The sequence below is a fragment of the Rhodanobacter humi genome, assembly GCF_041107455.1.
Classification (GTDB): Bacteria; Pseudomonadota; Gammaproteobacteria; order Xanthomonadales; family Rhodanobacteraceae; genus Rhodanobacter_A.
Map to the genome: position 1 here is coordinate 3,153,014 of NZ_JBGBPY010000001.1, position 18,651 is coordinate 3,171,664.

The window sequence follows — 18,651 nt, forward strand, 5'->3', positions numbered from 1 at the left end:
GAAGTCCATGCAATACAGTCACACGACGATGGCACCGATTGGCAAAGACACGCCGGATGCCGAATTGGTGCAGCGGGCGGCGACGGGCGACAGCAGTGCGTTCGAGGCCATCATGCGGCGCCACAACCGGCTGCTGTTCCGCACCGCGCGCAGCATCCTGGGCGTGGACGAGGAGGCCGAGGATGCACTGCAGGATGCCTACCTGCAGATTTGGCGCGCGTTGGGCAGTTTCCGTGCGGAAGCAAGGCTCTCCACCTGGTTGGTGCGCATCGTGGTCAACCAGGCGCTGGCGCGCCGGCGGCGCAAGGCCGCGCCCGTGGTGCCGCTGGACGCCGCGCTGTATGCGAGCGACGCGGCCACCCGGTCGGCATTTGCCGACGATCCCGCCCGGCTACCGGAGAAATTCGCCATGCGCGCCGAATTGCGCCGACTGATGGAAACCCGCATCGACCTGTTGCCCGAGGCGTTCCGCACCGTATTCATGCTGCGTGCGGTGGAGGAATTGAGCGTGGAGGAGGTGGCGCAGGCACTGGACATACCCGAGGCCACGGTGCGCAGCCGCTTTTTCCGTGCACGCAGCCTGTTGCGCGAAGGCCTTGCCAGTGAGGTCGACCTCGCGGTGGCCGATGCCTTTGCGTTTGACGGTGCGCGTTGCGACCGCATCGTGGCGACGGTGCTGGCGCATGGGCGCAGCGCCGGGCTCACGGGCAGCGGCTGATCCGGATCGCGGCGTGGCCGGCGGGCAGGTTCAGAGCTTGCCCTGCTCCACCTGGCGCTCGCGCTGCATCAGCGTCCACTCCGCGTGCTCGGTCAGCGCGGCGTCGCCCAGCGCGAGCAGGATCGCGCGCTGCTCCACCGGATCGCGGGTGCGGTCGAGCGCCGTGCGCGCGCCGGCGAAGATGCGCTGCATGAAGCGGTACTGCTTGATCAGCTCCTTGTCGGCCTTGCGGTACGCATAGGCCTCGCGCACCGCGGCGATGATCGACAGCACGGCCATCGCCGTCACCAGCACGGTCTTCGACCCTTCCGACAGCCGGAACACGAACAGCGCGAGGAACACGCTGATGGTGACGCCGCCCCACAGGCTGATCGAGCCTATCGTCTCGGTGACATGGTGCAGGCCGCTGCGCTCGGCGGTCTTGCGTTCGTAGTAGTGGAGCTGCCCCGACTTGCCCGATTCGCCGACCCATTCCGCGATGACGCGCGCCAGTTCGGCCGGCGCGGGTTCCTCCGTGCCGGCGGGCGAGGCCAGGGCGGAGACGCGCATCACGTTGCGGATCCAGCCGAGTTCGACGTTCTGCTTCTGCAGGAAGTTGTCGTGGACGAATTCGTGCTCGCTGTTCACCGCGATGCCGGCGCGCCGCCAGTACGACTGGATGCGCAGGCCTTCCGCCAGCGCGCGGTAGTCCAGGTACTTGCGGTGCCAGTCGCGGCGACGGGCGAGCACGGCCACCAGCGCGCCGAGCGCGAACAGCAGCAGGAACAGGTAGATCAGGACGTTCTGTCCCGGCAGGTGCGCATAGCAGGTGAAGGCGATGCCCATCAGCGCGGCCAGCGTGTAGGTCGAGCGCAACGCCAGCAGCACGCGCCCCTGGAAATGCAGTGCCAGGCGGTCGGCCGCATGGAACAGGCGGTCGACGTTCGTCGCGGCGGCCGCCGACGCATCGGGCGGGCTTGCCGCGGCATCGATGGCCACGGCGTACCTGGCGCAGTCGGCATTGAACTCGGCCATGTGCGCGAACATGCGGCGGAACTCGGCCTCGGGCGTCGCGGCCGTGTCGGTGCTGCGCCAGCGGGTCTGCATCGGCAGCAGGCCGTCCGCGGGGGCGCCGTCGGGGGCATCGCGCGAACAGACGATGTGGTACAGCAGGCGCTCGTCGCCGGCGCCCAGCACGTGGCGTGCGCCACGATGCCGGTGATGCGGGCCGGGCATGACGCCGCTCAGGTGGTACCTCACGATCTGCGCGGTACCGCCGATCCGGTGCGAAGGCTTGCCGTCCCAGATCGCCAGCAGGATGTGGCAATGGCTGGCGATGTAGACGCCGACCCGCGCGTACTGGCCGTCGCGCGCCGCGCCCGGCGAGCCGGTCTCGCGGGGCGACGGTTCCGCCTGCAGCGGCAGCTGCATGACTTCGGCGCGGGCGCACAAGGCGTCGAAACGGGCGTGCGAGGCCGGATCGGTGAAGTCCTCCACGTACAGTTCCCGCGGCAAGGGCAGCGGGGCCAGCAGGTGGGCGCCGGCGGCCAGTGCCTCCTCGGCCACCAGCTGGTCGCCGCCTTCGGCCAGTGCCGACAGCAGCACCAGCGGCAGCCCGGGAAGCTCGCGTTGCAGCCGGGCCAGGAAATCCCGCACGCACTGGCGGATCGGCTCGAGCTCGCGTGCGGGTATGTTGCGGTGGCTGGTGACGCCGATCACCAGCGGCACCGCGACCGGCGCCGGGCTTTCGCCGCCAGCTGGCGCGGCCGTGGCGTCCGATCCGGCGGCGGTCATCAGGTGTTCTTGATCGTGGGGTTGGACGTGTCGGACGCGCCGTTGGTGCTGGTCCATGGCGTCTGGCAGATCCGGTCGCCGAAGCGCGCGAACAGCTGGTAGTGCCACTGGCCCCGGCTGTCCTGGCCGGTGTGGTGGTTGAGCATGTGGAACTTGTTGGGTGCGGGTTTCGCGTGCGAACGGAAGATGCCTTCGGGCGGTTTCCGGTGCGGCCACTGCAGGCAGGGCGTGTCGCTGTCGAGCTCGCAGAACTCGCCGTGGCTGGCGTTGCCGGTGAGCGTCCAGCAGATGCCCTGGCCCTCGGGGTGCTCGTTGAATTCGTGCACGTGCTTGCCGCCGTTGACCACGAGATACGCGTGGCCGGGCAGATCCGTGTTCAGCGTGACGCTCAGTTCGAGATCTTTGTTCATGGCGGACTCCTGCGGGTGAGAGACGGGTGTTCGTGACGCTTGCTGCCGAGGTTTTCTCGTTCGTGGGCTCCTCGTTCAGCGCGATGCTGCAGCGGTGCCTGCGCTGGCTGCCGCCAGCTGTTTCCGGAAGGCGGCATTGGGCGGATAGGCCGCGCCTGCGTGCGGCAGGGCGGCCAGCAACTGCGCATCGCGATAGCCGCTGTTCCACAGTTGCCGGGTCAGGGCCTGCGCTTCGGCGCGGTTGCCCAGCGCGAGCAGCGCCTGCACCCGCAGGGACTGCAGGCGCGGATCGCCGCGCCCGCCGGGCTGGTCCCGCGCCCGGTCCGCCACCTCGCGGCGCAGCTGCATGGCCGCACCCGGATCGGCCGTGAGCCTGGCCAGCAGCAACTGGGCGTCCAGCGTGGCCAGCAGGGTCGTGCGATTGTGCGGCTGCCGGGCGAGCAGGGGGGCGAGCCCATCGAGTGCTGTCCTGGCCTGTGCACGGGCCGCGGCGAGCTGTCCGCCGGCCAGGGATTGCGCCGCCTGCTCCGCCTGCGCTTCGGCGAGCTCGCGTTGCAGCTCGGCATCGGTGGAATCCTGCCGGGCCAGCCTGGCCAGGATCGACAACGCGCGTGTGTTCAGCGTCGTGGCGGCGGCAGGATCGCCGTTGAGGCGTCGCAGCCGCGCCAGCTGCGTGGCGTAGCGCGCCAGGTCTTCCTGGATGCCGCCGTTGCGGGGATCGACGCGTGCCAGTTCGGTCGCCAGGTCGACCGCCTGCTGCAGGTCGCGCATGCCGGCTGCATCGTTGCCGGTCATGGCCAGCGTGCGTCCGAGGATCGCGCGCACGATCAGCATGTTCTCGTGCTGGCTGTTGTTGCGTGGATCGCCCGCCGCCAGCCGCGACTCGATCGCGTCGTCGGCGCCGTACTGGGCGACGGCCGTGGCGAGGTCGCCATGCAGCAGCGCGAGCTTGCCGAGGTTGTTGTGCGCGCTGCCGAGCTGCACGGCCCACTCGGCGCGGTCGGGTTGCAGCGCCACCAGTTGCTGCGCCAGCGCGAGCATCTGCCGGTACTGGGTCGCGGCCTGATCCAGTTCGCTGCGCGCCTCCAGCACGTGGCCGATGTTGTTGTCGATGCTGCTGAGCTGGGAGAGCAGGGCCGGGTCCTGGCCAGCCTGCGCGCGGGCGCCCTGCAGGGCGCGCTGGGCGGCCTCGAAGGCATGCTGCGCATCGTCGAGCCGGCCCTGGTACCAGTAGGTCATGCCGACGTAGGCCAGCGTGCGGGAGTAGGCGACCTGCCGGGCGGCGTCCCGGGGCGCGGCATGGGCCAGCGCCCCGGCCAGCTTCGCGGCGGCCTGGTACGACTGCAGCGCGGCCGGCAGGTGGCCCTGTTCCTGGCGCACGTTGCCGATCTTTTCCAGCGCCTTGGCGCGCTGGCCCAGCGCCTGGTCGGTCACGTCGCCGGTCGGCAGGGAAGCGAAGTACGCCATCGCCTTGTCGTCGACGGCTTCGAGGATGTCGAGGCGCTTCACCTGCGCCAGCTTGTCGTTGAGGTCGCCGAGCATGAAGCCGACCAGGTTTTCCGCCTGCTTCTGCCGGCGCTCGGCGTCGTTGCGGGCGACCACGGCGGCATGGCGGGCGAACAGCGCGGCGACCGCGAGCATGGTGGTCAGCGCCATCACCACCAGCGCCAGTGTGGTGATCGCCGCCATGCGCCGGTGCCGCCGCTTCAACTCGCGCTGCTTGAGCCGGTCGTAGTCGAGGTCGAGCAGCCCGGCGATCAGCTTCAGTTTCGCGTTGCCCTTGCCGTCCCTGCCGGTGCGAGCGTCGGCGGCGACCGGTTCGCGGCGCTGCGCGCCCGATTGGCCGTCGGCGCCCAGCGTGTGGCGCAGCGCCGGCGCGAAACACTCCCGGGCATCCGGTCCGGCTGCGTCGCCGGCGTTCGGCTCGCCTTCCACGATCAGGCAGAAGATGCGCTCGTCGCGGCCCAGCCGCTTGAACGCCAGCACCTCTTCGTTGACCCAGTGCGAGGTGGCCGAGCGCGGCGAGCAGATCACGATCAGGTTCGCCGATTGCGCCAGCGCCTCGCTGACCTTGCGGCCGAGGTCGGTGGCGCTGGCCAGTTCCTCGCGATCGCGGAAGATCGGCGCGAGGCGTTTCGGAATCACGCCGGCCGCCGTGGTCTTGCCAACCAGCCGCCGCGGGATCGCGTAGGTTTCCAGCGCCTTGTGCAGCCAGTCCGCCCAGGACTTGTCCTGGTGGCTGTAGCTGATGAAGGCGCGGTACCGGAAATCCGGCATCGCGGAGGCTGGTGTCATGGCGCACCGCGCTCCCGCACGAGGTGATGCATTCCCTTGCCGGGAAATTCACAACCGCCGACCGGGAATCGGGCGCCGAACAATCGCGGTGGTACGGCGTGTCACGACCCTCGCAGCGGGACAATAGCACGCAAAAATGTGATGCACATCACATTATTTGGTGTCCATGGTCCTCGGCTCGAGCGTCAGCGTGTGCTGCGCGGGGCCGGGTTGCAGCGGGGTGGGGCGGCCGTGCACCCAGTCCTCGTGGCCGGCGCCGTAGTACGGCGACAGCGGGTGACCGCTCTGGCCGCCGGGCATTTCCAGCACGCCTTGCGCCTCGTGGCCGGGCGACACGTCCAGGCGCTCGGAGACGCCGAAGCCGGGGCGCGCCACGCGTGGCATGTCGTCATCGCCGGGCAGTTCGTCGTCGGGCATGTCGAGGAAGTGCGCCACGAAGCCGGGCAGGGCGCGCGACAGCGGGTGATCGATGCCGGCGTGGTTGATCTCACCCCAGCGGCGCGCGGCGAGGCCGCCGGGCTGCTTGCCCAGGGTGTCGGCCACATGGCGCGCGGCGGCCAGCAGCAGCGCATGCCAGTCCGGGTAGGCCGGGGCCAGCAGGTTCGGCGGCTGGCGCTGCACCAGCATCCACACCGCGGCCTCCGGGTCGCCGAGGCCGGGCCAGGCGAAGTCGGGATACTTCGCCATGACGCGTGCGGCGAACGGTGCGAGCACGGCGTCGTGCACCGCGTCGCGGAACGCGCGCACCAGCCGGTAGTCCACGCTGTCCGGGTCGGCACGGTTGCGCCAGACGGCGGTGAGCTCGCGCAACTGGCGCAGCGCCGGTTCCTGCGTGCCGGCCAGGGTCTGCTGCAGCAACTGCTGCCAGCGGCTGAGGAAGACGGCGCGGTCGTCGAGCTGGATGTCGAGCAGGTTGCCGGGGGTGAAATCCGCATGCGCGAACAGGTCGTCACGGATCTGTTGCGCACGGGCGCCGAGGTCGTGGCCGCCGTGGCCGAGCAGGGCCAGCGCGGCGCCGCCCACCACGCGGTTGTTCGCGGTCCACAGCCGGCCGTCGGCGGGGTCGAGCACGCGCGGGTACTGCGCGGGCGTGGCCCAGCCGGTCCAGCCCGTGCCGGGCTGCGACCAGTCGGAGGGCCGCCGGGCATCGGCGTCGCTGCGCAGCGGGACGCCGTTGCCGGCGATGGTCCAGCCGATATGGCCGGCGTCGTCGGCCACCAGCATGTTCTGCGGCGGCATGCCGAACGTGGGCGCGAGCTCAAGCGCGGCCGCGGCGCTGGCGGTGCGTTCCAGCTGCATCAGGCCGAGGTTGTAGCTGCGCGGTTGCTGGGCGATCCAGGCCAGCGCCAGCGGCGTGCCGTCGGCGTCCTTGGCCATGATCGGGCCCCAGCGCGTGTCCTCCACCTTCAGCGTGTGCGGCGCCCCGCCTTTCACGCGGATGATCTCCTCGTGCGTCTGCAACGCTGCCCAGCCTTCGGGCACCTTGTAGCGCGAGGGATCGTGCGGATCGCGCAGCACGCGCACCCAGTCCATCCAGTCGCCGTAGCTGTTGGTGAAGCCCCAGGCGATCTGGCCGTTGGAACCCACGATCATCGCCGGCGTACCGGGCAGGCTCACCCCGACCACGTCGCGCTTGCCGTGCGGCGCGCCGGGATCGGGGTAGCGCAACCTAGTGCGGAACCAGATGTCCGGCACGCGCAGCGCCAAGTGCATGTCGTTCGCCAGCATCGCCGCGCCGGTGCCGGTGAGCGTGCCGGCCACCGCGAAGCTGTTGCTGCCGGGGCGGCGCGCGTCGTGGGTGGGCGCGAGCACGGCGGCGAGGTCGGCGACTGGCCTGGTCGCGGGCAGACTGCGCAGGTCGAACACGCTGGCGTCGGGCGGTACCGGCTCCGGCGACAGCGGGCCTTCGAGCGGCGCTTCCCAGGTGGGATCGGGTGCGAGCAGGAAATCCACCAGCGGGGCGGGCAGCGTCGCATGCATTTCGGCCACGCGCAGCTCGCGCGTGTTGCGGCCGTCGTGGTTGAGGTCGAGGTACATCGCGGCGATCACCAGCAACGTGTCCTCGGAGCGCCACGGCTTCGGTTTCGCACCCAGCAACAGGTAGGTCCACGGCCGCACGCGCAGCGCGGCGAGTCCGGCGTTGACGCCGTCGCGGTAGCGGTCGAGTTCCTGCCGCTGCGTGGGCGGCAGTTGCGCATAGGCCGCTTCCGCCACCGCGCGCAGGCGATGGCGGCGATGACCGAGGTCGGCAGCCAGCGCCGCCGGACCGACCAGTTCGGCCAGCTCGCCCGCGGCGGTGCGGCGCGTCAGGTCCATCTCGAAGTAGCGCTCCTGCGCGTGCACGTAGCCCAGCGCGTAGTCGAGGTCGCCGCGGCTCTGGCCCCTGAGCGTGACCGTGCCCAGCGCGTCGCGCTGGATCTCCACCGGCGCCTGCACGCTGCCGGTGCGGACGCGGCCGTCCAGCTGCGCGCGGCTGCCGGCGAGCAGGTACCCGCCGGTGCCGAGCGCGGCCAGCAGCAAGACCGGCACCGCGAGCAGCAGGCCGCGCAGCCAGCGGAAACGGCGCCGGGTCATTGCGGCACGAACACCGCGAAGATGCCCGCGTAGGGCTTGACCAGGAACGCCGGCGCGCCGGCGTAGCCTTCGCCGTCGACGAAGACCTGCGAGATGCTGCCGTCCAGGTACAGCGCGTCGCGGCAGCCCAGCTTGTCGCGGAACAGCCGCGCGAAGCCGTGGAAGTTCACCGGCACCTCGCTGACCGCGAACACCACTTCATGCGGCGTCTTCGCGCAGACGCCGCTGCGCCATTTCAGGCTGCCGGAATCGTCCACGAAACTGGGGTTGAGCTGCCCGTCGATGACCAGCATCGGGCCGGACTGGGTGGCCCAGCGCACCGGCTTGCCGTCGGCCTTGAATGCGGCGCTGGTGTGCACGGCGGCGTGGCCGTCGGGGTAGATCGCGAACACGCCGTTCGGCAGCAGCGAGAAGTTGCCGGAGGCGGGGTTGCCGTGCGCCATGTTCAGCGGCACCAGCGTCTTGCCGTTCTCCACGTACAGGCCCAGCGGTGCGGCCTTGCGGTCGTAGATGCCGGCGTTGGTGGCGAACAGCAGGCGCCGGCCGTGCGCCTCGCCCCATTGCTGCAGGGTCTCGATGTCGCCGTAGGCCTCGCCGCTGGCCGGGTCGCGCCAGTGCAGGCTGAGCGGGTCGTGTTTCAGGTCGAGCGTCACCACGCGGTAGGTCTGGCCGTCGAAGCTCAGCTCGCGGCTGTGCGGCGCGCGCGCCGAGGCGCCGCAGCCGGCCGCGCCCGCGAGCAGCGCCAGCAGCGGCAGCCAGCGCCAGCGGCGAGTGCAAGGCTCGGAGGATGGGCGAAGCATCATGCGCATTCGCCGATGGTCGCCGCCCGGTGCGGGTCGATGCAAGTCCGCGCCAAGGGGCGTGGCCGGCGCCGCTACAATCGACGCTTTCCGCGGTCGTTTCGCCATGCCTTACACCCCCATTGTCGCCACGCTCGGCTACGTGCTTTCGCCCGACCGCACGCAGGTGCTGATGATCCACCGCAACGCGCGGCCGGACGACCAGCACCTGGGCAAGTACAACGGCCTCGGCGGCAAGATGGAGCCGGGCGAGGACATCGCCGCCTGCATGCGCCGCGAGATCCGCGAGGAGGCCGGCATCGAGTGCCTGTCGATGCAACTGCGCGGCACGTTGAACTGGCCCGGCTTCGGCAAGCAGGGCGAGGACTGGCTGGGCTTCATCTTCCTGATCGACCGCTACGAAGGCACGCCGCTCGAACGCAACCCCGAAGGCACGCTGGAATGGGTGGCGCGCGACCGGTTGATGGAGCTGCCGATGTGGGAAGGCGACCGCCACTTCCTGCCGCTGGTGTTCGATGCCGATCCGCGCCCGTTCCACGGCGTGATGCCGTACCGGGACGGGCGCATGCAGTCGTGGTCGTACACGCGGCTGTGAGTGTCTTGCTGCTCTTCCCGCAGACCGGGACGGAGGGGAGAAAAGCGTGGCGTCAGGGCACGTCGGCGATCCAGGCGTACGTGCCGAACTTGTCCTCCACGAGAGCCTGCGCCTGCGCCAGTTCGTCGTCGCGCAGGTGGTCGTCGGCGAGGCCGTGCAGCCGTCGGAACGTGGCCAGCATGCGCTCCACCACGGCGGCGCGCGGCAGGCCGGTCTGGCTGCGCAGCGGGTCCACGCGCTTGGCGGCGCTGGCGGTGCCCTTGTCGGAGAGCTTCTCGCGGCCGATGCGCAGCACATCCAGCATCTTCGCCGCGTCGATGTCGTAGGCCATGGTGACGTGGTGCAGCAGCGCGCCGCCGCGGCGGGTCTGCGCGGCGCCGCCGATCTTGCCCGCGGCGGAGGCGAGGTCGTTGAGCGGCTGGTACCAGGCCTCGATGCCAAGCTCGCGCAGCGCTTCGAGCACCCACGAGTCCATCAGCGCATAGGATTCCTGGAAGCTCAGGCCCTCGACCATCGACAGCGGCGCGTAGATCGAATAGGTGATGGTGTTGCCCGGCTCGATGAACATCGCGCCGCCGCCGGAGATGCGCCGCACCACCTCGATGCCGTGGCGTTGCGCGGCGTCGCCGTCCACCTCGTTGCGCAGCGACTGGAAGCGGCCGATCACCACCGCGGGGGACGCCCATTCCCACAGGCGCAGCGTGGGCTGGCGACGGCCCGCGCCGACCGCGTCAAGCAAAGCCTCGTCCAGCGCCATGTGCAGCAGCGGCGACTGCGGTGCCGCGTGGATCAGCTGCCAGTCGTGGTCGCGCCAGTCGCTGCGGCTCATGCGGGCGCTCCTTCGTGCAGGGCGCGGCGCAGCGCGACGACGATGGCTGCGCTGGAGATGCCGTACATCGTGGTGCCCGCGGGCAGGGCGGCGTCGATGGCGGTGCCCAGCGTGGCGTCGTCAATGGCTATGGGCTGGCCTTCGAGTGCGGCATTGATCGCCGGCAGCGCCGCGTCGGGTTCGAGGAAGAAGTCTCCGCTCAGCCGCACGCCGGCGAAGCGGCCGTCGTGCAGAGTGAGGTCGACCACCACCAGCTTGCCGCCGGGCATCTTGTATTCGCCGTGCATCGCTTGCGCGCATCCGTGGCGTCCGGCCATGCCGGAACGGAAGCGACGAGTCTAGCGCGACGGCGCGGGAGCGGCCCTGCGGCGCAGGCGCACGGGCTTACCAGCCGCGGCCGTGGAAGTGGCCCTGGCCCACGCCGATCGAGAAGTTGACGGAACCGCTGGGGTGGTCGCAGTCGCCGAGCTGCTTGCTGACGCTGACCGTGCCGGTCTGGTAGTTGCCGCTGGCGTGGTTGCCGGCGACGACGCCCATGCCCACGCTGCCGTGCACCTGAGGCTGGTTGTAGGTGGAGTCGTCGCAGCGTTGCAGGCTGGCGCTGCGCTCGTCCGCATGGCTGGTGCTGCCGCTGGTGTCGCCGTAGTACATGCCGGGCGTGCTGCTGGCGGGCTTGGCCGTGCTGGCGCTGCGGGCGGGCAGGTCGGTCGGCGGCATGTCGCTCTGCGGCGGCAGCTTGAGGTTGAGCGGCTGGCTGGCGCTTTGCGCCCAGGCGGGCGCGGCGAGCAGGCAGGCAACGATGAGGACGAGCGGCTTCATGGACTTGCTCCGGGGAATGCCGTCTTCAACGCATGAGTGGCGACGGCGTGTACCGACGTTTGACGGCTCCGGCGGCGCGAGGTTCCCCGTAGCCCTTGTGGGTCGGGATTCATCCCGACATCAGCTGGCCGTGACATCCATGTCGGGATGAACCCCGGCCTACGCCGTCGTCTCGATGCGTTCGACGCGGCGCAGGCCGCGCGGCAGCAGGCCGCCGCGGGTGGCGCGGTTGCCGCCGTATTCCACCAGGTCGGCCCAGCGCAGGGTGAGCTTGCGCGCGCCGGCGTACATGGTGACTTCACCCTTGCCTTCGGCGACCACGGCGACGCCAGCCACGCGCTCGCCCTCCATCAGCTGCTTCTTCGGAATCTCGATCAGCTTGTTGCCCTTGCCCTTGTCGAGTTCCGGCAACTCGGCCACCGAGAACATCAGGAGATGGCCTTCCGTGGTGACCACCACGATGCGGTCGCGCGCGGGGTCGGCGCTGGCCTGCGGCGCCAGCACCTTGGCGCCGTCGCTGAGGCTGATGATCTGCTTGCCGGCCTTGTTGCGGCCGGTGAGCGCCTCGAAGCGGGTGACGAAGCCGTAGCCGAAGTCGGTGGCGAGGATCAGCCGGGTGTCGTTGTCGCCGGCGGTCAGCGCGTCGAAGCTGGCGCCGGCCGGCGGCGTGAAGCGCCCGGTGAGCGGTTCGCCATTGCCGCGCGCGGAGGGCAGGGTGTGCGCGGGCGTGGAATAGCTGCGGCCGGTGGCGTCGATCACCGCGATCTGCTGCGTGGTGCGCGCCTTCATCGTGGCGAGCAGGCCGTCGCCTTCGCGGTAGCTCAGGCCTTCGGCGTCGATGTCGTGGCCCTTGGCCGCGCGGATCCAGCCCTTCTGGCTGAGCACCACGGTGACCGGCTCGCTGGCCACCAGCGCGCTTTCGTCCAGTGCCTGCGCGGCTTCGCGCTCGACCAGCGGCGAGCGGCGGGCGTCGCCGTATTTTTCCGCGTCGGCGCGCAGCTCGTCCTTGATGAGGCTCTTCAACTTGGCCGGCGACTTCAGCAGCACGTTGATGCGTGCGCGCTCCTCTTCGAGCTGGTCGCGCTCGGCGTTGATCTTCATCTCCTCCAGCCGCGCCAGCTGGCGCAGGCGGGTTTCGAGGATGTAGTCGGTCTGTTCCTCGCTGAGGCCGAAGCGCGCCATCAGCTTGGCCTTCGGCTCCTCCTCGGTGCGGATGATGTGGATCACCTCGTCGAGGTTGAGGTAGGCGATGCGCAGGCCTTCCAGCAGGTGCAGGCGGCGCTCGACCTTGGCGAGGCGATGGTTGAGGCGGCGCGTCACCGTCGAGGTGCGGAACGTCAGCCATTCGCCGAGGATCTTCTTGAGATCCTTCACCTGCGGGCGGCCGTCCAGGCCGATCATGTTGAGGTTGACGCGGAAACTCTTCTCCAGGTCCGTGGTGGCGAACAGGTGCGGCATCAGCTCGTCGGCGTCGACGCGGCTGGAGCGCGGCACCAGCACCAGGCGGATCGGGTTCTCGTGGTCGGACTCGTCGCGCAGGTCCTCGATCATCGGCAGCTTCTTCGCGCGCATCTGCGCGGCGATCTGCTCGAGGATCTTGGACGGGCTCACCTGGTGCGGCAGCGCGGTGATGACGATGTTGCCTTCCTCGCGCTGGAACACCGCGCGGGCGCGCACCGAGCCGATGCCGTTCTGGTACATCGCCAAGAGTTCCGCGCGCGGAGTGATGATTTCCGCCTCGGTGGGGTAGTCCGGGCCGCGCACGTGCTCGCAAAGCTCGGTCACCGTGGCGTCCGGCTCGTCCAGCAGGCGGATGCAGGCGGTCACCAGTTCGCGCAGGTTGTGCGGCGGGATGTCGGTGGCCATGCCCACCGCGATGCCCATCGAGCCGTTGAGCAGCACGTGCGGCACGCGCGCGGGCAGCCAGCTGGGTTCCTCCAGCGTGCCGTCGAAGTTCGGCACCCAGTCCACCGTGCCCTGGCCCAGTTCGCCCAGCAGCGCCTCGGCGATCGGGCTGAGCTTGCTCTCGGTGTAGCGCATCGCCGCGAAGCTCTTCGGATCGTCCGGCGAGCCGAAGTTGCCCTGGCCGTCCACCAGCGGATAGCGGTAGGAGAACGGCTGCGCCATCAGCACCATCGCTTCGTAGCACGACGAATCGCCATGCGGATGGAACTTGCCGATCACGTCGCCGATGGTGCGCGCGGATTTCTTCGGCTTCGCGCTGGCGGCCAGGCCCAGCTCGCTCATCGCGTAGACGATGCGCCGCTGCACCGGCTTCAGGCCGTCGCCCACGAAGGGCAGGGCGCGGTCCAGCACCACGTACATCGAATAGTCGAGATACGCCCGCTCGGCGTATTCCTTGAGCGGGATCTGTTCGTAGTTGGCTTGCAGGTTCATGCAGATGCGTCGACAGGCGCGCGATTCGCGCGGATAACCGGGCGATGGTGCCAGAACGCGGCCGGACGCAACAGCTTGACGGGGTGTCCTGGACGAGCGCCCGCGGTATCAGCGCGGCACGCGATAGCCGCCCGGCACGCCGTCCGGGCTCAGGGTGAGCTGCCACAGCTGGTCGCGGCGGCTGCGGAACACCGCGGCGGAAGCGCCGAGGTAGTAGCGCCACATGCGGCGGAAGCGCTCGTCGTAGTTTTTCGACAGTTCCGGCCAGGCGGCGTCGAAGTTCGCGCGCCAGGCGGTGAGCGTGCGGTCGTAGTCGGTGCCGAAGTTGTGCCAGTCCTCGACCACGAACAGGCCTTCCAGCGCGGCGGCGACCTGGCTGGCGGCCGGGATCATCGAGTTGGGGAAGATGTATTTCTCGATCCATGGATCGGGTTGGGCCGGCGTGCCGTTGCTGCCGATGCAGTGCAGCAGCGAGAGGCCGTCCTCCTTCAGGCAGCGCCGCACGGTCTCGAAGTAGGCGCGGTAGTTCTTGCCGCCCACATGCTCGAACATGCCGATGGAATACACCGCGTCGAACGGCTCGTCGATCTCGTGGTAGTCCTGCAGGCGGATCTCGATCGGCAACTCCTTGCACAGCTCGCGGGCGAACTCGGCCTGCTGCTCGGAGACGGTGATGCCCACGCCGCTGACGCCGTAATGCTCGGCCGCGTACTTCAGCGCCTCGCCCCAGCCGCAGCCGATGTCGAGCACGCGCTGGCCGGGTTGCAGCCGCAGCTTGCGGCAGACCAGGTCGAGCTTGGCGGCCTGCGCGTCGTCGAGGTTGCCCGCCTCGGCCCAGTAGCCGCAGGAGTACACCAGGCGCTTGCCCAGCATGGCGTGGAACAGGTCGTTGCCGAGATCGTAGTGCGCCTTGCCGATCTCGAACGCGTGCTCGCCGCGCTGCAGGTTGATGAAGCGTGCCTTGAGGTGGGCGATCAAGGTGTCCAGGGTCTTGAGGTGCTCGTCCAGGTGCGAGGACAGCAGCTTCGTCATGAAGCCGGGCAGGTCGTCCACGTCCCACCAGCCGTCCATGTAGGCCTCGCCGAGGCCCAGCGAGCCATGCGCGAACACGCGGGCGTAGAGGTCCTCGTCGTGCACGCGCACGTCGGTGGGTGCGTTGCCGTCAATGCGGATGCCGGCGTGTAGCAGCAGGTCTTCGGCGCGCTGCTTCAATGAATCCTGGCTCATCGGGTTTCCTCGTTGCCGAGCACGCCGAAGCGCGCGGGGATGCGTGAGTACACCAGCTCCACGCCGGCCGCGCGTACCAGTTGCAGCAGGGTCTCCGCCTCGCTCTCGCGCAGTAGGAATTCCACCGCCACCGGGAGGTCGTCGGCGAGCTCGAAGAACGCCTCCTGGTGCAGCACGCCGTGGCGGCCGAAGCCGGCGATCGCGCGGAACACCGAGCCGCCGCCGAGCTTGTGCCGCTTCGCCAGCTCCAGCAGCCACTGGGACACCAGCAGGCCGTCGTGGCGCGCGTGCATGTGCACGTAGAAGCGCAGCTGCACGCCGTCGATCGAGGTTTCCGTGCTCATGGATGCTTGCTCCTCAATGCCGCAGCAGGCCGCGGGTGAGCGCGATGCCCACGATGGTCATGCCCAGCGTGCCGACCAGGTGCATCGCCACGTGGCCGCCGAACCACAGGTATTGCTGGCGCAGCAGCAAGGTGTCGGCCTCGGCGGAGAATGTGGAAAAGGTCGTGAGGCCGCCGAGAAAACCGGTCAGCACGAACAGCCGCAGTTCCGGCGGCAGGGTCTGGAAGTGCTCGAAGATGCCCATCATGCAGCCCATGATCAGGCCGCCCAGCAGGTTCGCCGCCAGCGTGCCCAGCGGCACGGTGGGGAAGATCGGGTTGAGCGCGATGCCGAGCAGCCAGCGCAGCCAGCAGCCCAGCGCGCCGCCCAGGCCCACCGCGATGAATCCGTTGAGGTTCACGTGTCATGTCTCCTGTCCGCGAATCGAGGCATCCGCGACGACAGGCACGCCTGCGCCGCCGGAATCCGGTGGTGCAGGCATCATCAGCTTCGGTGCGGCTGCACTTCGGCGGTTCGCTCCATGGCTGGAGCAGGAGGCATGCCATCTCCCACATGAGCCGGCATGCTAGCCGATGCGCAATGGCATGTCAGGCGACGCCGGGTGGCGCACCCACCACGTCGTCGCGCAAGGCCTGCTCCAGCGTGGGCGAGCGGTAGTCGGCGGCGAGCCGGCTGTGCCGCCACACCGACTCGTCCACGGTCTCGTTGACGCCGTTGCCGATCACCCGGTCGAACGGCGGCTTGAACGTCTTGTAGATGCCGTACATGAATTCGCCGTAGGAGTCGCGAGGCACGCCTGCGGCGGCATCGGGCGCCGGCACGCAGAGTTCGCTGCAGGCCAGCCCGGCCGCCATCGCCTTGCGCTGCAGCCAGGCCAATGCGAGCTCCGGCAATGGGTCGGGCACGCGGCCGGCGCCGTCGTGGTCGTTGCCGCCGCCCACGTCGGCGTGCGCGCCGATGAACCAGCGCTGCTCCACCTCGACCTGCTCGGCCTTCTTCGCGGTGGGCGATTCGCCGGGGGCGAGCATGTCGGGGTTGCGCGTCCACTTGGTCGGCGCGAAATCAGCGCGGTGCTCGTCCAGCGCCAGCGCCTGGTAGGCGTGCTTGACGATGCAGCTGAGGTCGGTGTCGTGGAACTGGTAGCGCGAACGGGCGAACGGAAACCACGAGGCGGTGTCCGGGATGCCCAGCGAGCCCACGGTGTCCCACACGCCGATGAAATGGATGTCCGTTTCGGTCGAGCGCGCAGCGCGCCAACGCACGGCATCGGGGTCGCCCGGCTTGATCGCGGTGTCGCGGTAGAACGCATAGGCGCTCGTGACCGCCTCGTCGCTGACGCCGCCGCCGGCGTCGCGGCGCAGCAGGCCGCACTTGCGGATCATGCCGCCGAGGCTGCGCGCGGTGTAGGCGCCGCGGCTGAAGCCGAACAGCCAGATCTCGTCGCCGGGCTGCCACTGCCCGCACAGCCAGCGGTAACCGTCCTTCACGTTGCCGGACAGGCCGTAGCCGAATGCGCCACCGAGCAGGCGGGCCACGCCCGGCTCCACGCCCACGCCGGGGATGTACTCGACGAGCTGCTCGACGCCGACCGCATCGCGCGGCGCGATCAGCCGGCGCAGGCGTTCCACGTTGGTGTTCGACTCGGGCTTGTTCCAGGTGCCGTCGAACAGCACGACCGATCTGCGCTTGCTCATGTCGTCCCCGTGGCGGCATGCAGCCGCGTCCATCGAAACGTCAGGTCACCTTGAGGAAGCTTTGATTTTGCTCGTCATCCCGGCGGAAGCCGGGATCCAGTGCCTTGAGGTCATTGAACACCAAAGGCACTGGATGACCAGCTTCGCTGTTGTGAAGCGCTTCCTGCTTGACCAGCCTTCGGCTGTTGAAAAGCGCCTCGCAGGAATGACGAACAAAAAGCCTGTTGTTCGAACCATTCTTGATCGTCCGCGCCTGGCCGGGCGGTGACAATGGATTCCGTCACAGCACCGGCGAGTCGTCGCCCAGCATCGCCTTGCGCACGATCGCGATCGGCGCGAAGCCCTGCTGCATGAAGGCGTCGTGGAAGCGTTCGAGGTTGAAGTCCTTGCCCTGCTTCTTTTCGAGGTCGGCGCGCAGCTTCTGGATCTCCAGCTTGCCCAGCGTGTAGTAGAGGTAGGTTGGGTCGGCGGTGCCGCGCTTGGTTTCCACCTCGCCCACGGCGCGCGACTGGTAGCCTTCCTTGACGAAGAAGTCCACCGCCTGCGCCATCGTCATCTGGCCGGTGTGCAGCTTGATGCCGACGATGAAGCGCGCGTTGCGCAACAGCGCGTCCTGCAATTGGCCGAGGCGCAGCAGCAGTTGCTGGCGGCGGTCGTGCGGGTAGAGGAACTGTGCCAGGCCCTCGTCCAGCATCATCTGCTCGCAGTAGTGCGCCCAGCCTTCCACGTTGGTGTTCGCGCCCAGGAGCTTGCGCACGCGGTCATGCAGGTCGTGCATCCACAGGAACTGGATGTAGTGGCCGGGATAGGCCTCGTGCGTGGCCACGCTGTTGATCACCGGGTAGCTGAACTGCGCCATGAACGCCTGCGTGCGCTGCTTGTTCCAGCCGGGATCGGGCAGGGTGACGTTGAAGTAGGCCTCCTTCGCCACTGTCTCGTAAGGCCCCGGCGTGTCCATCGAGGCGAACGTGGTGGCGCGCATGAACGGCGGCGTCTCCTCCACGATCGGCCGCACGTCGGAGGGGATCGTGATGATGTGCTTCGCGCGGATGAAGGCGACCAGCTGGCCGAAACTGCCGCGGAAGGTGTCGAGCAGCTTGTCGCGCGGCGGGTGGTCGGCGGCCAGCTCGGCCAGCACCTGCTGCGGCGTCTTCGTCGGGTCGAGCTCGTGCGCCACCTTGGCGAACTCGGCCTGGTTGGCCCGCATGTTCGCCATGTCGATCGCGACCAGCCGGTCCAGCGGCAGGGTCACCATCTCGTCGTACTTCAGCTTGTCGCGGAAGGCTTGCGCGCCGATGCGGAAGTCGCCGTGCGAGCGCGGCAGCAGGTCGGTCTTCAGCCAGGCCTGGTAATCCTGCAGCGCCTTGATCACTGCGCCGTTGCTGGCGGCGAACTGCTGCTTCAGGTCCGCGTCGGTGACCTCGGCGAAGGCGGATGGCACGTCGTGCTGGAAGAAACTCACCAGGCCGGGCAGCTGTTCCAGCGCGATCTCGATGTAGATCTTCGGCGGGTTGTCGAGGTTCTTGCGCGCCTCGGCCAGCACCGCCGGCATCAGCTTTTCGCGGGCGATCAGCGCGCGCAGCCGCGTTTCCGGCGATGCGAACTTGCGCTCCATCAAGGTGAACGCGCTGCTGGTGATGCCGCTGGAATAGCTGTCCGGGTTCTTCTGCCACGGTCGTATCGTTTCCAGCGTGAGCAGGGTGCTGCGGATGTTGTTGAGCACCAGTTCGCGGTCGCCTTGCACGAACTCGCCGAGCGCCTTCGGGTCTGTCGCGGCGATGCGCGCTTCCCACTGCTTGAGCGCCTTGACGTTGGCGTCGACGCCGGCGCGCGAGTAGTCCTCCAGCTTGCCGTCCCACGCGTGCAGGCCGTCGGCGGTGGCCACGCTGGGGTTGGCGGGGAAGTAGTAGTCGTCGAAGTACTGGTCGGCCAGCTGCGTGAAGGCCTGGTCGGCGCTCGTGGTCGTGGTGGCGGGCGCGATCTGCGCGGCGAGGGTGCCGCTGCCCAGCGGCAGAGCGAGGGCGAAGGCACAGGCGATCCGTGTGAGCGGCTTCATCGAGGTTTTCCTGTGGCGCGATGGGCCGCATCCGCAGGTGGCGGCGCGGCGACACGGGAAGACTAGCGCAGCATGGGGCAGTGTAGGAGCGCACCCTGTGCGCGAATGCTTTTGGCCCTG

The 18,651-nt window shown here is 69.3% G+C and carries 17 protein-coding genes and 1 riboswitch; of the genes, 2 read left to right on the top strand and 15 right to left on the bottom strand.

Annotation, left to right across the window (positions count from 1 at the left end; translation table 11 throughout):
- The first annotated feature begins 7 nt into the window (after positions 1–7).
- Positions 8–718, top strand: coding sequence for an RNA polymerase sigma factor (locus AB7878_RS14015; protein ID WP_369494944.1), 711 nt, complete (start codon positions 8–10; stop codon positions 716–718).
- Between the two features lie 30 nt (positions 719–748).
- Here AB7878_RS14015 and AB7878_RS14020 read toward each other — a convergent pair whose 3' ends face one another.
- From AB7878_RS14020 to AB7878_RS14040, 5 genes are all read right to left on the bottom strand, one after another.
- A complete protein-coding gene (locus AB7878_RS14020; protein ID WP_369494945.1) occupies positions 749–2,491 on the bottom strand; it encodes a hypothetical protein in 1,743 nt (580 codons plus the stop codon).
- Positions 2,491–2,901: a hypothetical protein gene (locus tag AB7878_RS14025; RefSeq protein WP_369494946.1), complete on the bottom strand. Its 411-nt coding sequence runs from the start codon at positions 2,899–2,901 to the stop codon at positions 2,491–2,493. The genes AB7878_RS14020 and AB7878_RS14025 overlap by 1 nt, the downstream gene beginning before the upstream one ends.
- A 75-nt stretch (positions 2,902–2,976) precedes the next feature.
- The gene (locus AB7878_RS14030) at positions 2,977–5,196 is read right to left on the bottom strand and encodes a TIR domain-containing protein (RefSeq protein WP_369494947.1); all 2,220 of its coding nucleotides are present in this window, start codon (positions 5,194–5,196) and stop codon (positions 2,977–2,979) included.
- Positions 5,197–5,349: 153 nt separating this feature from the next.
- On the bottom strand, positions 5,350–7,770 hold the full coding sequence (locus AB7878_RS14035; RefSeq protein ID WP_369494948.1) for a penicillin acylase family protein: 2,421 nt from the start codon (positions 7,768–7,770) through the stop codon (positions 5,350–5,352).
- Positions 7,767–8,573, bottom strand: coding sequence for a phosphodiester glycosidase family protein (locus tag AB7878_RS14040; RefSeq protein ID WP_439653800.1), 807 nt, complete (start codon positions 8,571–8,573; stop codon positions 7,767–7,769). Before AB7878_RS14040 ends, AB7878_RS14035 begins: the two co-directional genes overlap by 4 nt.
- Positions 8,574–8,676: 103 nt before the next feature.
- Between AB7878_RS14040 and AB7878_RS14045 the strand changes: the two genes are divergently transcribed.
- Positions 8,677–9,165 (top strand): NUDIX hydrolase, encoded by a 489-nt coding sequence (locus AB7878_RS14045; protein WP_369494949.1) that lies wholly within the window; start codon positions 8,677–8,679, stop codon positions 9,163–9,165.
- Between the two features lie 52 nt (positions 9,166–9,217).
- Here the strand turns inward: AB7878_RS14045 and AB7878_RS14050 are convergent, their stop codons facing one another.
- The 10 genes from AB7878_RS14050 to AB7878_RS14095 form a co-directional block, all read right to left on the bottom strand.
- Positions 9,218–9,994 (bottom strand): lipoate--protein ligase family protein, encoded by a 777-nt coding sequence (locus AB7878_RS14050; RefSeq protein ID WP_369494950.1) that lies wholly within the window; start codon positions 9,992–9,994, stop codon positions 9,218–9,220.
- The gene (gene lplB / locus AB7878_RS14055; protein ID WP_369494951.1) at positions 9,991–10,281 is read right to left on the bottom strand and encodes a lipoate-protein ligase small subunit; all 291 of its coding nucleotides are present in this window, start codon (positions 10,279–10,281) and stop codon (positions 9,991–9,993) included. The genes AB7878_RS14050 and lplB overlap by 4 nt, the downstream gene beginning before the upstream one ends.
- Positions 10,282–10,378: 97 nt before the next feature.
- Positions 10,379–10,813 (bottom strand): hypothetical protein, encoded by a 435-nt coding sequence (locus tag AB7878_RS14060; RefSeq protein ID WP_369494952.1) that lies wholly within the window; start codon positions 10,811–10,813, stop codon positions 10,379–10,381.
- Positions 10,814–10,972: 159 nt separating this feature from the next.
- Positions 10,973–13,210: a DNA topoisomerase IV subunit A gene (gene parC / locus AB7878_RS14065; RefSeq protein ID WP_369494953.1), complete on the bottom strand. Its 2,238-nt coding sequence runs from the start codon at positions 13,208–13,210 to the stop codon at positions 10,973–10,975.
- Between the two features lie 108 nt (positions 13,211–13,318).
- Positions 13,319–14,437, bottom strand: a complete 1,119-nt coding sequence (cfa, locus tag AB7878_RS14070) for a cyclopropane fatty acyl phospholipid synthase (RefSeq protein ID WP_369494954.1) — start codon at positions 14,435–14,437, stop codon at positions 13,319–13,321.
- Positions 14,434–14,781: a DUF190 domain-containing protein gene (locus AB7878_RS14075; protein WP_369494955.1), complete on the bottom strand. Its 348-nt coding sequence runs from the start codon at positions 14,779–14,781 to the stop codon at positions 14,434–14,436. Before AB7878_RS14075 ends, cfa begins: the two co-directional genes overlap by 4 nt.
- A gap of 13 nt (positions 14,782–14,794) precedes the next feature.
- Positions 14,795–15,181: a fluoride efflux transporter CrcB gene (gene crcB / locus AB7878_RS14080; RefSeq protein WP_369494956.1), complete on the bottom strand. Its 387-nt coding sequence runs from the start codon at positions 15,179–15,181 to the stop codon at positions 14,795–14,797.
- Between the two features lie 67 nt (positions 15,182–15,248).
- A riboswitch (Fluoride riboswitch) is annotated at positions 15,249–15,339 on the bottom strand.
- A 29-nt stretch (positions 15,340–15,368) separates the two neighbouring features.
- The gene (locus AB7878_RS14085) at positions 15,369–16,475 is read right to left on the bottom strand and encodes a T6SS phospholipase effector Tle1-like catalytic domain-containing protein (protein ID WP_369494957.1); all 1,107 of its coding nucleotides are present in this window, start codon (positions 16,473–16,475) and stop codon (positions 15,369–15,371) included.
- A gap of 40 nt (positions 16,476–16,515) precedes the next feature.
- Positions 16,516–16,746 carry a hypothetical protein gene (locus AB7878_RS14090; RefSeq protein ID WP_369494958.1) on the bottom strand — a complete coding sequence of 77 codons (231 nt, stop codon included), beginning with the start codon at positions 16,744–16,746 and terminating at the stop codon, positions 16,516–16,518.
- A gap of 9 nt (positions 16,747–16,755) precedes the next feature.
- Complete coding sequence (locus AB7878_RS14095; RefSeq protein WP_369494959.1) at positions 16,756–18,531, bottom strand: DUF885 domain-containing protein; 1,776 nt, start codon at positions 18,529–18,531, stop codon at positions 16,756–16,758.
- Positions 18,532–18,651 lie beyond the last annotated feature (120 nt).

Excerpts from the sequence above, each read along its gene's own strand:
- AB7878_RS14060 (WP_369494952.1), bottom strand. The coding sequence starts at position 10,813 with ATGAAGCCGCTCGTCCTCATCGTTGCCTGCCTGCTCGCCGCGCCCGCC.
- AB7878_RS14020 (WP_369494945.1), bottom strand. The coding sequence starts at position 2,491 with ATGACCGCCGCCGGATCGGACGCCACGGCCGCGCCAGCTGGCGGCGAA.
- AB7878_RS14095 (WP_369494959.1), bottom strand. The coding sequence starts at position 18,531 with ATGAAGCCGCTCACACGGATCGCCTGTGCCTTCGCCCTCGCTCTGCCG.
- lplB (WP_369494951.1), bottom strand. The coding sequence starts at position 10,281 with ATGCACGGCGAATACAAGATGCCCGGCGGCAAGCTGGTGGTGGTCGAC.
- AB7878_RS14030 (WP_369494947.1), bottom strand. The coding sequence starts at position 5,196 with ATGACACCAGCCTCCGCGATGCCGGATTTCCGGTACCGCGCCTTCATC.
- AB7878_RS14045 (WP_369494949.1), top strand. The coding sequence starts at position 8,677 with ATGCCTTACACCCCCATTGTCGCCACGCTCGGCTACGTGCTTTCGCCC.
- AB7878_RS14085 (WP_369494957.1), bottom strand. The coding sequence starts at position 16,475 with ATGAGCAAGCGCAGATCGGTCGTGCTGTTCGACGGCACCTGGAACAAG.
- AB7878_RS14075 (WP_369494955.1), bottom strand. The coding sequence starts at position 14,781 with ATGAGCACGGAAACCTCGATCGACGGCGTGCAGCTGCGCTTCTACGTG.
- cfa (WP_369494954.1), bottom strand. The coding sequence starts at position 14,437 with ATGAGCCAGGATTCATTGAAGCAGCGCGCCGAAGACCTGCTGCTACAC.
- parC (WP_369494953.1), bottom strand. The coding sequence starts at position 13,210 with ATGAACCTGCAAGCCAACTACGAACAGATCCCGCTCAAGGAATACGCC.
- AB7878_RS14035 (WP_369494948.1), bottom strand. The coding sequence starts at position 7,770 with ATGACCCGGCGCCGTTTCCGCTGGCTGCGCGGCCTGCTGCTCGCGGTG.
- AB7878_RS14040 (WP_439653800.1), bottom strand. The coding sequence starts at position 8,573 with ATGATGCTTCGCCCATCCTCCGAGCCTTGCACTCGCCGCTGGCGCTGG.
- AB7878_RS14015 (WP_369494944.1), top strand. The coding sequence starts at position 8 with ATGCAATACAGTCACACGACGATGGCACCGATTGGCAAAGACACGCCG.
- AB7878_RS14025 (WP_369494946.1), bottom strand. The coding sequence starts at position 2,901 with ATGAACAAAGATCTCGAACTGAGCGTCACGCTGAACACGGATCTGCCC.
- AB7878_RS14050 (WP_369494950.1), bottom strand. The coding sequence starts at position 9,994 with ATGAGCCGCAGCGACTGGCGCGACCACGACTGGCAGCTGATCCACGCG.